The sequence below is a fragment of the Streptomyces sp. NPDC050759 genome (genome assembly GCF_044456945.1).
GTDB lineage: Bacteria > Actinomycetota > Actinomycetes > Streptomycetales > Streptomycetaceae > Streptomyces.
The window spans coordinates 188,452-200,379 of sequence record NZ_JBITGI010000004.1; the positions used below are offsets into that span (position 1 = coordinate 188,452).

9 protein-coding genes are annotated in these 11,928 nt (G+C 70.7%); 4 read left to right on the forward strand and 5 right to left on the reverse strand.

The annotated features are described in order from the left end of the window. Positions 1–21 precede the first annotated feature (21 nt). Entirely contained in the window at positions 22–1,908 is a 1,887-nt protein-coding gene (locus ACIBJB_RS14375) for an ABC transporter ATP-binding protein (protein ID WP_398930987.1), read from the reverse strand. Positions 1,909–2,058: 150 nt separating this feature from the next. On the opposite strand from ACIBJB_RS14375, the gene ACIBJB_RS14380 reads away from it, so the two are divergent. Both ACIBJB_RS14380 and ACIBJB_RS14385 read left to right on the forward strand, forming a co-directional pair. Next, complete coding sequence (locus ACIBJB_RS14380; RefSeq protein ID WP_398930188.1) at positions 2,059–3,033, forward strand: YbhN family protein; 975 nt, start codon at positions 2,059–2,061, stop codon at positions 3,031–3,033. A 183-nt stretch (positions 3,034–3,216) separates the two neighbouring features. Continuing rightward, on the forward strand, positions 3,217–4,302 hold the full coding sequence (locus ACIBJB_RS14385; protein ID WP_398930989.1) for a mechanosensitive ion channel family protein: 1,086 nt from the start codon (positions 3,217–3,219) through the stop codon (positions 4,300–4,302). A gap of 5 nt (positions 4,303–4,307) precedes the next feature. Here ACIBJB_RS14385 and ACIBJB_RS14390 read toward each other — a convergent pair whose 3' ends face one another. Next, positions 4,308–5,843, reverse strand: coding sequence for a M1 family metallopeptidase (locus tag ACIBJB_RS14390; RefSeq protein ID WP_398930190.1), 1,536 nt, complete (start codon positions 5,841–5,843; stop codon positions 4,308–4,310). 206 nt (positions 5,844–6,049) lie between these two features. Here ACIBJB_RS14390 and ACIBJB_RS14395 point away from each other — a divergent pair, with 206 nt between their 5' ends. Next, the gene (locus ACIBJB_RS14395; protein ID WP_398930192.1) at positions 6,050–8,269 is read left to right on the forward strand and encodes an NADP-dependent isocitrate dehydrogenase; all 2,220 of its coding nucleotides are present in this window, start codon (positions 6,050–6,052) and stop codon (positions 8,267–8,269) included. 281 nt (positions 8,270–8,550) lie between these two features. Further along, positions 8,551–9,348, forward strand: coding sequence for an N-formylglutamate amidohydrolase (locus tag ACIBJB_RS14400; RefSeq protein ID WP_398930194.1), 798 nt, complete (start codon positions 8,551–8,553; stop codon positions 9,346–9,348). Here the strand turns inward: ACIBJB_RS14400 and ACIBJB_RS14405 are convergent. From ACIBJB_RS14405 to ACIBJB_RS14415, 3 genes are read right to left on the reverse strand one after another with little or no spacing between them, the layout of a single operon-like run. Next, on the reverse strand, positions 9,338–9,850 hold the full coding sequence (locus tag ACIBJB_RS14405; protein WP_398930196.1) for a hypothetical protein: 513 nt from the start codon (positions 9,848–9,850) through the stop codon (positions 9,338–9,340). The two genes, ACIBJB_RS14400 and ACIBJB_RS14405, sit on opposite strands and share 11 nt — an antisense overlap. Continuing rightward, complete coding sequence (locus ACIBJB_RS14410) at positions 9,847–10,422, reverse strand: RNA polymerase sigma factor (protein ID WP_057617915.1); 576 nt, start codon at positions 10,420–10,422, stop codon at positions 9,847–9,849. The genes ACIBJB_RS14405 and ACIBJB_RS14410 overlap by 4 nt, the downstream gene beginning before the upstream one ends. A gap of 59 nt (positions 10,423–10,481) precedes the next feature. Then, the gene (locus tag ACIBJB_RS14415; RefSeq protein WP_398930199.1) at positions 10,482–11,909 is read right to left on the reverse strand and encodes a S8/S53 family peptidase; all 1,428 of its coding nucleotides are present in this window, start codon (positions 11,907–11,909) and stop codon (positions 10,482–10,484) included. Positions 11,910–11,928 lie beyond the last annotated feature (19 nt).

Sequence of the window (11,928 nt, forward strand, 5' to 3'; positions counted from 1 at the left end):
CTCCTGAGATCGCCTGACGGGTTACGCCACAGCGGTCTCGGTCACCTCGCCGTCGTGGGACGCGAACTGGGTCCGGTACAGCTCCGCGTACCGGCCGTCGAGCACGAGCAGTTCCTCGTGCGTCCCCCGTTCCACGATCCGCCCGTCCTCGACCACCAGGATCTGGTCGGCCGCGCGGACCGTGGACAGCCGGTGGGCGATCACGATCGCCGTCCTGCCCTCCAGCGCCTCGGCGAGCGCTTCCTGGACGGCGGCCTCGGAGGTGTTGTCCAGGTGGGCGGTGGCCTCGTCGAGGATAACCACACGCTGGCGGGCCAGCAGGAGACGGGCGATGGTCATGCGCTGACGCTCGCCGCCGGAGAGCCGGTAGCCGCGCTCGCCGACCACGGTGTCGAGCCCGTCAGGCAGGGACCGTACGAGATCGTCCAGGCGGGAGCGGCGCAGGGCGTCCCACAGCTCGGCCTCGGTCGCCTCCGGGCGGGCCAGCAGCAGGTTCGCGCGGACCGTGTCGTGGAAGAGATGGCCGTCCTGGGTGACCATGCCGAGGGTGGCCCGCAGGGACCCGGCGGTCACGTCGCGGACGTCGACGCCGCCGATGCGTACGGCGCCCTCGTCCACGTCGTAGAGCCGCGGGAGCAGTTGCGCGACGGTCGACTTCCCGGCTCCGGAGGAGCCGACGAGGGCGACGGTCTGGCCGGGGTCGGCGCGGAAGGAGATGCCGTGCAGGACCTCGGCGCCGCCGCGGGTGTCGAGGGAGGCGACCTCCTCCAGGGAGGCCAGGGAGACCTTGTCGGCGGAGGGGTAGCCGAAGCGGACGTCGGAGAACTCGACGGCGACCGGTCCCTCGGGGACCTCGCGGGCGTCCGGCTTGTCCTCGATCAGCGGCTTCAGATCGAGGACCTCGAAGACCCGCTCGAAGCTGACCAGCGCGCTCATGACCTCGACGCGGGCGCCGGCGAGGGCGGTGAGCGGGGCGTACATGCGGGTCAGGAGCAGCGCGAGGGAGACCACGGCGCCCGGTTCCAGGCTGCCGCGCAGGGCGAACCAGCCGCCGAGGCCGTAGACCAGGGCGAGAGCCAGCGCGGAGACCAGGGTCAGGGCGGTGATGAACACCGACTGGGCGGTGGCGGTCCGCACGCCGATGTCGGCCACGCGGCGGGCCCGGGCCGCGAACTCCTCGGACTCCTGCTCGGGACGGCCGAAGAGCTTGACCAGGGTGGCGCCGGGCGCGGAGAACCGCTCGGTCATCCTCGTGCCCATGGCCGCGTTCAGCGCGGCCGCCTCCCGCTGCATCCGGGCCATCCGGCTGCCCATGCGGCGGGCCGGGATCACGAACACCGGCAGGAGCGCGAGCGCGAGCAGGGTGATCTGCCAGGACAGCGTGAGCATCACCACAAGGGTCAGCAGCAGCGTGACCAGGTTGCTGACCACGCCCGACAGGGTGTTGCTGAAGGCGCGCTGCGCGCCGATGACGTCGTTGTTGAGACGGGAGACCAGCGCTCCCGTACGAGTGCGTGTGAAGAACGCGACCGGCATGCGCTGCACATGATCGAACACAGCCGTCCGCAGATCGAGGATGAGTCCCTCCCCCAGCGCGGCCGACAGCCGTCTGCCGAGGACGCCGAGGGCGGCCTCCGCGACCGCTATGAGGGCGATGAGCAGGGCCAGGCGTACGACCTTGCCCTCGTCGTCGCCCGACACGATCGCGTCGACGATGTGTCCGGCCAGTACGGGCGTCGCGACGGCGAGCAGCGCGGTCACCACCCCGAGTACGACGAAGCGGGCGATACGGGTACGGTGCGGGCGGGCGAACGAGCCGATGCGGCGCAGCGTCGCGCGGGCGAACGGGCGGCGCTCCTGCTCGGCGGTCATGACACTGTGCAGCTGTGTCCAGGCTGTGGTCTCCATGCTCATGGGAGAGAACTTAGAACCTCGAGCGTTATTGAGGTCAACGTCCGCACAACAACCGCCCGACCGAAGGACTCGATGACCGTACGTAAGACCCTGGCCCCGCTTCCGCAACCCGCCGTTGGCGCGGCGAGGAGAACCTCTCCCGATGTGACAGCGGTAGAACTCCCCCAGGGACGCCCTCCCCAGCGCCTCCCCGTCCGCCGTATCCGCCAGATCCTGTGTCTGGTCCCGCTCCTGCTGGTCACCGTCGTCGCGGTGCGGCACCGGTCCGTGCTCGCCGAGGGCTTCGGCCATCTGCGGCAGGCCGAGTGGCCGTGGCTCCTCGCCGCGGCCGGTGCCACCTGTCTGACCTGGGTGGCCGCCTCCTTCACCCGGCAGGGCGCGGTGGTGGAGCGGCTGCCCCGGCGGCGCCTGCTGGCGACACAGTTCGCTGCGGGTGCGGCGAACCACCTGTTGCCTACGGGCCTCGGCGCGGGGGCGGTCAATCTGCGCTTCATGACCGTGTGCGGTGTCTCCCTCGCCCGCTCCTCGGCCGCACTCGCCCTGTATCTGCTGGCGGAGTCGATCGGCCGGCTCACCCTGCTGGCCGTGCTGTTCGTCGCCTTCCCGGACGCGCTGCGCCTCGGCGGGCTGCTGCCCGACACGGCGGTGGGTCCGCTGCTGCTGGGCCTGGGCGTGGTGCTCGTGGTGGCCGTGGGCGTGCTCGCGGGTGTCCGCCGGGTGCGGACGGCCGTGGGTTCCTTCCTGCGGACCGCGCTGGGCGAGGCCCGCTCGGTGCACACCCGCCCGTCGCGGGCGCTCGCGCTGTGGGGCGGTTCGCTCGCCTTCCCGGCGCTGCAGGCGGCCGGGCTGGCCGCGGTCGGGCAGGCGCTGGGGTTGTCGGTGCCGCCCTTGCACATGGCCGTGGCGTATCTGGCGGCGACCTGCGCGGTGGCGCTGGTGCCCACACCGGGCGGGGTCGGCTCGGTGGAAGCGGCTCTGGTGGTGGCGCTGGTGGCGGCCGGCGGCCCGGTGGCCGTGGCCACGGCGGTGGTGCTCGCCTACCGGATCATCACGGTCTGGGTACCGCTGGTGCCGGGGGCGCTGACGCTGGGTGCGCTGGTGCGGCTGAAGGTGATCTGACCTCACCGAGAACATCGTCCGAAACCGCACCGTCCGGCACGAGGCCAGGTACGAACTCCCGTGCCTGATACGGCAGGATGAGCGGTCGCGTCGGCCACGGAATCTTCACACGGCCGACGCGATCGCACATCCCGCAATTTTCGAACAGGTGGCAACGTGACGGCATTTCAACGGGATCTCAGCATGGACGACATGGTCGGCGCCGGCATCGCCGTGGTGGCGGGCCTGGTGGCGGCTTTCCTGCTGCGCATGCTGCTGAAGTGGCTGGGCAAGCACGCGGACCGCACCAAGTGGGGCGGCGACGACGTCCTCGTGGCCGCCCTGCGGACGGTGGTGCCCTCGGCGGCGGTCGCGGGCGGCATCGCCGTCGCCGCGGCGGCGCTGCCGCTGACCAAGGCGGTCCAGCACACCGTCAACCAGGTGCTGACCGTGCTGCTGATCTTCGTCGTCACGGTGGCGGCGGCCCGGCTGGTCGCAGGGCTCGTGCGGACGGTCACCACGTCCCGGTCCGGGGTCGCCGGTTCGGCCACGATCTTCGTCAACATCACGAGGGTGCTGGTCCTGGCGATCGGTTTCCTGGTCGTCCTGCAGACCCTCGGCATCTCCATAGCGCCGATGCTCACGGCCCTCGGCGTCGGCGGTCTCGCGGTCGCGCTCGCGCTCCAGGACACCCTGGCCAACCTCTTCGCGGGCATCCACATCCTCGCCTCCAAGACCGTCCAGCCCGGCGACTACATCCGGCTGGCCAGCGGCGAGGAGGGTTACGTCGAGGACATCAACTGGCGTCAGACGACCGTGCGCGCGCTCTCCAACAACCTGATCGTCGTGCCCAACGGCGAGCTCGCCAAGACGAACATGACCAACTTCATGCGTCCCGAGCAGCAGTTGACGATCCTGGTGCAGGTCGGGGTGGCCTACGACAGCGATCTCGACCACGTCGAGCGGGTCACCTGCGAGGTCGTCACCCAGGTCATGACGGAGATCGAGGGCGCGGTCCCGGAGCACGAACCCCTGGTGCGCTTCCACACCTTCGGCGACTCCCGCATCGGCTTCACGGTCATCCTGGGTGTCGGCGAGTTCAGCGACCAGTTCCGGATCAAGCACGAGTTCATCAAGCAGCTGCACAAGCGCTACCGCGAGGAGGGCATCCGGATTCCGGCGCCCGCGCGGACCGTCGCCCTCCAGCAGGGGTCGGTGTCGATTCCGCAGCAGCGCGGGGCCCAGGTCGTGATCGAGCCGGGCGAGACGTCCTCCGCCCGGCTCGACTGAGTCCCCTAGAGCGTCGCCGAGTTGTCGTGCCAGTGGCCGTCCGTACGGTTCTGCGGCTGCCGCAGCGCGGAACTGACCGGCGTCACCGTCCAGTCCGGATGGCCCGGCATGCGCGGCGTCTTCGTGCCGTAGAGCCAGTCCCGCAGGAAGCCGGACTGGTCGGTGCCGGAGACCTCCGAGGCGACGGAGATGTAGTCGCCGGTCGACGCCGAGGCGTTGCGGAAGCGCTCCAGGAAGGTGGACTCGATCGCGCTGAAGACGCTCTCGCCGACCTGCTGGCGCAGCGCGTACAGGACGAGGACGCCGCCGAGGTAGCGCTGGCTGTCGAAGAGGTTCGCCTCGTTCGGGGCGGCGACCGGGCCCGAGGTCTTGCGCCACTGGTCGCCGCGCGCGTAGGTGTCCTTCATGCGGGCTTCCATCGTGGTGAGACCGAGGGAGTCGGCCCAGCCGCGCTCGTAGCGGTAGAGCAGTCCGTAGAAGTCGGCGTGGCCCTCGTTGAGCCACAGGTCGGACCAGGTCGCCGGGCTCACGCTGTTGCCGAAGTAGGAGTGGACCAGCTCGTGCATCATGTGCGAGCCGATGCTCTTCTCCGCCTGGAGCAGGAAGTTCGGCTTGTACAGGGTGAGGGTCTGGGTCTCCAGACCCGTGAAGTCGAAGGCGTCCGAGGCGTCGTTGTTGCACGGCAGCAGGCCGTACGTCTCGAACGGGAAGGCCCCGAGCCGCTGTTCGATCCAGCTCACCAGGTTCGGGGTGAGGGCGAGCGCGGGCTCCAGGGCGGTGGCCCGGGCGGCCGGGACGACGTCCCTGAGCGGGAGTCCGTGCGGCCCCTGCCGGTCCTTGATCACGTAGTCGCCGACCGTGATCTGCACGAGCTCGGTGGCCATCGGCTCCCGGGACCGGTAGCAGTACGCGGTCCGGCCGTCGCCGAGGTCCTCGGTGCTCACCAGGTGGCCGCTCGCGACGCCCTTGAGACCGGCCGGGACGGTGATGCGGAAGGTGAATTCCGCCTTGTCCGAGGGGTGGTCGTTGCACGGGAAGACGGTGTGCGCCGCGTTGGGCTGGGGGCAGACCGCGAAGCCGTCGGGGGTGGGCACCCAGGCGGTGGGGGCGAGGGCGGCACGCGGGTCCGCGGTGTACGTCACGGTCACGGTCGCCGTGGTCCGCGCGGCCAGCGCGGCGGCCGGGGTGATCCGCAGCTTCTCGCCGGCCTGCTCCCGGGCGGCCGGGACGCCGTCGAGCAGCACCTCGTGCACGTCGAGGCCGAGCGCGTCCAGGGAGAGGCGGCTCAGCTCCTGGGTGGTGGTCAGCGTCAGGGTCGCCGTCGCGTCGACGAGCCGGGTCGTGGCGTCGTACGCGAGGTCGAGGTGATAGGCCGAGACGCGGTAGCCGTCATTGCCGAGGCCCGGGAAGACGGGATCCCCGAGGGTCTCCGGGCCAGGGGTGCCGGTCTCCGGGTCCGCGTGCGCCGGGGCGGCCACGGACAGGGCCGCCACGGTGCCGAGCAGGGCTGCCGGGGCCGTCACTCTGGTGCGATATCTCATGGTCTGCTTTCCCTCGGGCGGCCGGGTGGTCGGGTCCGGCCGTCGGATGAGTGCGATCAACGTGCATGACCACAAGATCAGAGGCTTCGGTTGCCCCGGGGGATGTGCAGGTTCTCCGGAAGTCGGCGAGGACCGCTGTCGAGGCCGGCGGGATCACGAGATATCTTGATGTCGAGCAATGTTGCAGACGTGGAGCGGAGCACCCGGTGACTGACTCGACCATCATCTATACGCACACTGACGAGGCCCCGGCCCTGGCGACGTATTCCTTCCTGCCGGTGGTCCAGGCGTACGCCTCGCAGGCGGGTGTCTCCGTGGAGACGCGGGACATCTCGCTGGCCGGGCGCATCATCGCCGTGTTCCCGGAGTACCTGACCGAGGACCAGCGGATCCCGGACGCCCTGCACGAGCTGGGCGAACTGGCGAAGACGCCCGAGGCCAACATCATCAAGCTGCCGAACATCTCGGCGTCGATCCCGCAGCTCAAGGCCGCCGTCGCCGAGCTGCAGGCCCAGGGCTACGCGCTGCCGGACTACCCGGACGACCCGAAGACCGACGAGGAGCGGGACATCCAGGCCCGCTACGACAAGATCAAGGGTTCCGCCGTGAACCCGGTCCTGCGTGAGGGCAACTCCGACCGCCGCGCCCCCGCCTCGGTCAAGAACTACGCCAAGAACCACCCGCACCGTATGGGCGCCTGGTCGTCGGAGTCCAAGACCAACGTGGCGACGATGGGCGTGGACGACTTCCGCTCCACCGAGAAGTCCGTCGTGATCTCCGAGGCCGGCTCGCTGCGGATCGAGCTGGTCGGCGACGACGGCTCCACCACCGTGCTGCGCGAGTCCGTACCGGTCCTCAAGGACGAGGTCGTCGACGCCTCGGTGCTGCACGTGGCCCCGCTGCGGGAGTTCCTCACCGCGCAGATCGCCCGCGCCAAGGCCGAGGACGTGCTGTTCTCCGTGCACCTGAAGGCCACGATGATGAAGGTCTCCGACCCGATCATCTTCGGTCACGTGGTGCGCGCGTTCTTCCCGAAGACCTTCGCGCAGTACGGCCAGACGCTCGCCGCGGCCGGCCTGACCCCGAACGACGGTCTGGGCGGCATCTACAAGGGCCTGGAGTCCCTGCCCGAGGGCGCCGAGATCAAGGCGTCCTTCGACGCCGAGCTCGCCGAGGGCCCGGCCCTGGCGATGGTCGACTCCGACAAGGGCATCACCAACCTGCACGTGCCGTCCGACGTGATCGTGGACGCCTCGATGCCGGCCATGATCCGCACCTCCGGCCACATGTGGGGCCCGGACGGCCAGGAGGCCGACACCCTGGCGGTGCTGCCGGACTCGTCGTACGCCGGTGTCTACCAGGCCGTGATCGACGACTGCCGTGCCAACGGCGCCTACGACCCGTCGACCATGGGCTCCGTCCCGAACGTCGGCCTTATGGCGCAGAAGGCCGAGGAGTACGGCTCCCACGACAAGACCTTCGAGATCCCGACCACCGGCACGGTCCGCCTCGTCGACCAGGCGGGCAACGCGGTGATCGAGCAGACGGTCTCCGCCGGCGACATCTTCCGCGCCTGCCAGACCAAGGACGCCCCGATCCGCGACTGGGTGAAGCTGGCCGTCACCCGCGCCCGCGCGACCGGCAACCCGGCGGTGTTCTGGCTGGACGAGACCCGCGCCCACGACGCCAACCTGATCGCCAAGGTCGAGCAGTACCTGACCGAGCACGACACCGAGGGCCTGGACATCCGCGTCCTGAACCCGGTCGAGGCGACCAAGCTGTCGGTGGAGCGCATCCGCCGCGGCGAGGACACCATCTCCGTGACCGGCAACGTGCTGCGCGACTACCTCACCGACCTGTTCCCGATCCTGGAGCTGGGCACCAGCGCCAAGATGCTGTCGGTCGTCCCGCTGATGGCGGGCGGCGGCCTGTTCGAGACGGGCGCCGGCGGCTCCGCGCCGAAGCACGTCCAGCAGCTGGTCAAGGAGAACTACCTGCGCTGGGACTCCCTCGGCGAGTTCTTCGCACTGGTCCCGTCCCTGGAGCAGTACGCCGACTTCACGGGCAACGCCCGCGCGAAGGTCCTCGCCGACACCCTCGACCGGGCCACGGCGACCTTCCTCAACGAGGACAAGTCCCCGACCCGTCGCGTCGGCGGCATCGACAACCGCGGCAGCCACTTCTACCTGTCCCTGTACTGGGCCCAGGAGCTGGCCTCGCAGACCGACGACGCGGACCTGGCGAAGGCCTTCGCCCCGCTCGCCGAGACGCTCGCCGCGAACGAGCAGAAGATCGTCGAGGAGCTGAACGCCGTCCAGGGCAAGCCGGCCGACATCGGCGGCTACTACCAGCCCGACCCGGCCAAGGCCGCGAAGATCATGCGCCCGTCGACGACGTGGAACGAGACGCTGGCGTCCCTGAGCTGACCCGCACCCGCCGCGTGACCCCGCCCCGACCGGCAGCTGCCCGGCCGGGGCGGGGTCGTCTCCGCCGTGGAGAGGCCGCGGGTCTGCGGCGAGGATCTCTCGCGCTCACCAGTCCCGGGTCGCGATGAGCTCCTCGACGTCGGCGCCCGCGAAGCCGTAGGCGTCGGCCCCGAACCGGCCAGGTCGGCGGGCCGGTCCGCCGCGATCCGCTCGCACAGCCGCAGCAGGATCTCTGCTGAGATGGTGCACCACTCCACCGACAACGCCCCGGGAGCAGCCGTATGACCTCTTTCGACCTGTTGCCCGGTGCCGAGCGGTCGCCGGTGATCCTCCATGTGCCGCACTCGGGGCGGGAGATACCGGCCGACGTGCGGGCCGGGATCGTGCTGGACGACGTCGCGCTGGAGCGGGAGCTCGATCACATCGTCGACGCGCACACGGCTGAGCTCGCCGAGATGGCGGCCGGACTGGTCCGGACAACGCCGTGGCGGTTCGTGAACCGGCTCTCGCGGCTGGTCGTCGACCCCGAGCGGTTCCCGGACGGGCGGGAGGAGATGCTTGCCGTGGGGATGGGGGCCGTGTACACGCGGACCACGCACGGGAAGGAGCTGCGGCCCGCGGACACCGACCCCGAGCCGCTCCTCTCGCGCTACTTCCGGCCGTACGCCCGGGCGATGACCGACGCCGTGGCCGAGCGGCTGGCCGTCACCGGGCGGGCCGTCGTCATCGACGTGCACTCCTATCCCAGCGCGCCGCTGCCCTACGAGCTGCACGGCGACGGGCCACGGCCGCCCGTCTGCCTCGGTACCGATCCCTTCCACACCCCGCCCGAGCTGCTCGCCGCGGCGCGGGAGGCGTTCGGGGAGGTCGGGCTGGACAGTCCGTTCGGTGGGACGTACGTGCCGCTGGAGTTCTACGGTCGCGAGCCCCGGGTGAGCGCCCTGATGGTGGAGATCCGGCGGGACACGTACATGACGGAACCGGGTGGACCCCCCGGGCCGGGGCTCCACCGGCTCGCGCAGGCACTCGCCGCTCTCGTGGATGCTCTGGAGTCTCCTGACGCCTGGTTCAGACGGTGATCCAGTCGGTGACGATCACTCCTTCGCCGGTCCGCAGCCGCAGGGCGAAGGGACCGGCCGGCGACGGCTCGTAGAGGAAGCGCCCCATGTCGTCGGTCGTGAGCGGCGAGCCCGCCTGCGGACCGCTGAGCACCTCGATCCGGGCCGACTGGGGCGGCAGCACCTGCCCCATGAGGCCCTGCGGGGTGAGTTCGACGTCGACTGTCACCTCGCCCGCGTGGAAGGTCAGCATCCGCGGCGCCCCCGTCGCTCCCCTCACCGGAAGGGCGTCCACCACCGAGTCGAAGGAGAGTTCGGCGATCCGGCTGTCCAGGTCGTGCAGCGCGAAGGCCTCGACGGCGATCTGCCGCAGGGCGGGCGGTACGGGGTCCAGGATGGCCGTTGCCTGCCGGAGCTCCTCCTCCAGCAGGTCGAGGGCGAACTCCTCGTCCGGCGACGCCTCTTCGTCGAAGGCTGCGTCCTGATCGTCCCGATCGTCGTTCATGTCGTTCATGTCGCTCATACCGCCCCCCGGGCCTCGAGCCGCGCCCGCAACCGCCTCAGGCAGCGCTGGCGCAGTGGTCCGATGCTGCCCACCGCGATCCCCAGGGCGGCGGACACCTCCTGGTAGCCGGGCTTCGGCGAGGCCATCAGGATGCGCAGCAACTGCCGGCAGCGCTCGCCGAGTTCCTCGAACTCCTGCCACAGGTACCGGACGCGCTCGCTCTGGGCGGCGGCCTCCTCGGAGTCGATGAACGACTGCTCGGGCGTACGGTCCTCGCTGATCCGGTCCAGGAGCTGCGGATCGTCCGTGACGGTCAGCCGCCTTAAGCTCTTGAGCACCTTCAGGCACTCGTGGCGCGCGGTGCTCGCCAGCCAGGACTTGGCCTTGTCGGGTTCGCGGATCCGCCCGAGGTGCTGGGCGAAGCGGAACCACACGGTCTGGTAGACCTCGTGCGCGTCGGCGTCGGAGAGCCGGTGCGCGCGCACGACGGACCACACCAGTGGGCTCAGCCCTTCCACGAGCGCTTTCCAGGCCGCCGCGTCACCGTCGACGGCGGACTGGACCAGCGCACCGACATCTGCTCGGTCCACGGTCCCACCCCTCGTGTACGGCAAGTCATCGTACGCCGTGGAAGGGACCACTCCGGCCGTCATGCGCCGACAGGGCGCTGCACGACCGGCACCGGGCGCCAGCCGGCCGGCCTCAGCGCCGGTACGTGCGCCCCGCGCACTTCGGCGAACTGCGTGTTCGTGGCAAGCAGTTGCTGCCGGGCGGCGCGCGGGTCGGTCTCCTTGTTCGCGGTCATGTGGGCGGCGACCAGGCCTGCCACGACCGGGGTCGCGAAGGAGGTGCCGCTCCAGTGCGCGTATCCCTCGAACATCACCTGGTCCGACTTGGCCGTCGTGCCGTCCTCACTCAACACGCCGACGTGAGAAGGGGACTGGCAGGTGCACAGGTAGGTGAAGCCGAACCTGCAGGCCTCGTACGTGGAGTGCTGGTAGAGGTACGGCACGGGCGCGTCGAAGCCGGTGAGGGCGCTGGTGAGGCGCTCGCCGGGGGCGTAGACCTTCACCCAGGGGCCGTGGTTGCTGAAGCAGGCGCCGAACTCGCCGTCGCCGCGCAGCGCGCCGACCGACAGGACGACGTCCTGGTACTCGGGCAGGTCGGCGTAGGCGGCGGGCCAGAAGGGGCTGGCGCTGGCGTTGTTGCCGGCCGCGGCGACCAACAGGGTGCCGTGGGCGCGCAGTTCCTGCATGAAGGCGTCCATGCCGAGCAGTCCGTCGCTGCGGCCGTTGGAGGTGCCCGCGGAGAGGCTGATGAGGTCGGGCCAGCCGTCGGCGACGGCCTCGAAGAGCTTCTCGCCGAGCTCGGACTCCAGGATGGCGCCCGCGTCGTTGAGGGTGCTGCGGACGGTGATGTCGGTGTTGGGCGCGACGGCCGCGAGAACGCCCGCGATGAAGGTGCCGTGGCCGACGTACTGGAGGAGGTTGCCGGCCCCGTCGGTCTCGGTGCCGTGCAGGTCGCCCTCGACATGGGCGAGCAGCGGGACGAGGCCGTGGTCGTGGGTGAGGCCGTTGTCGACGACGAGGACGCCGACGGCGGTGTCGGGGTCGTGACCGGCTTCCGCGGGGGCCGGGTTGGTGCCCTGGCTGAGCGCGGCGGGCACGGGCTCGTCGCCGGGGCAGGAGTTGACCGCGATCGACACCACGTGGTTGCGGCTGACCAGCCGGTGTCCGGCGCGTCCCTCACGTTCGCTCATGGCGCGCAGGGCGTGGGTGACGGCACGGTCGCCGCGCCGGTCGCCGTGGCCCGGGTCGCCGACCTTGATCCGGGTGATGCCCGAGCGGTTGGTCTCGGGGCTGTCCCGGCGCACATGGTCGCCGGTCAGACCGGTCGCCTCGGTGAAGTGGGTGCGGACGGCCTCCTCGACGAGCGCCGCGTCGCGGCCGTCCCGGGCGAGGACCACACCCTTCTCGTAGATGAACTCCGAGGCGTCGTCGGGTCCCAGTGCCAGCGGGACGTCGGGCATGGAGCGCTGGATCTGGTCGAACTGCTCGTGGAATCGCTGAGGTGCCATGGCGTTTCCTCCCACTGAG

What these genes read in the sequence shown, in the direction of transcription:
- ACIBJB_RS14375 (WP_398930987.1), bottom strand. Translation starts at nt 1,908, where the DNA reads ATGGAGACCACAGCCTGGACACAGCTGCACAGTGTCATGACCGCCGAG.
- ACIBJB_RS14385 (WP_398930989.1), top strand. Translation starts at nt 3,217, where the DNA reads ATGGACGACATGGTCGGCGCCGGCATCGCCGTGGTGGCGGGCCTGGTG.
- ACIBJB_RS14390 (WP_398930190.1), bottom strand. Translation starts at nt 5,843, where the DNA reads ATGAGATATCGCACCAGAGTGACGGCCCCGGCAGCCCTGCTCGGCACC.
- ACIBJB_RS14400 (WP_398930194.1), top strand. Translation starts at nt 8,551, where the DNA reads ATGACCTCTTTCGACCTGTTGCCCGGTGCCGAGCGGTCGCCGGTGATC.
- ACIBJB_RS14405 (WP_398930196.1), bottom strand. Translation starts at nt 9,850, where the DNA reads ATGAGCGACATGAACGACATGAACGACGATCGGGACGATCAGGACGCA.
- ACIBJB_RS14415 (WP_398930199.1), bottom strand. Translation starts at nt 11,909, where the DNA reads ATGGCACCTCAGCGATTCCACGAGCAGTTCGACCAGATCCAGCGCTCC.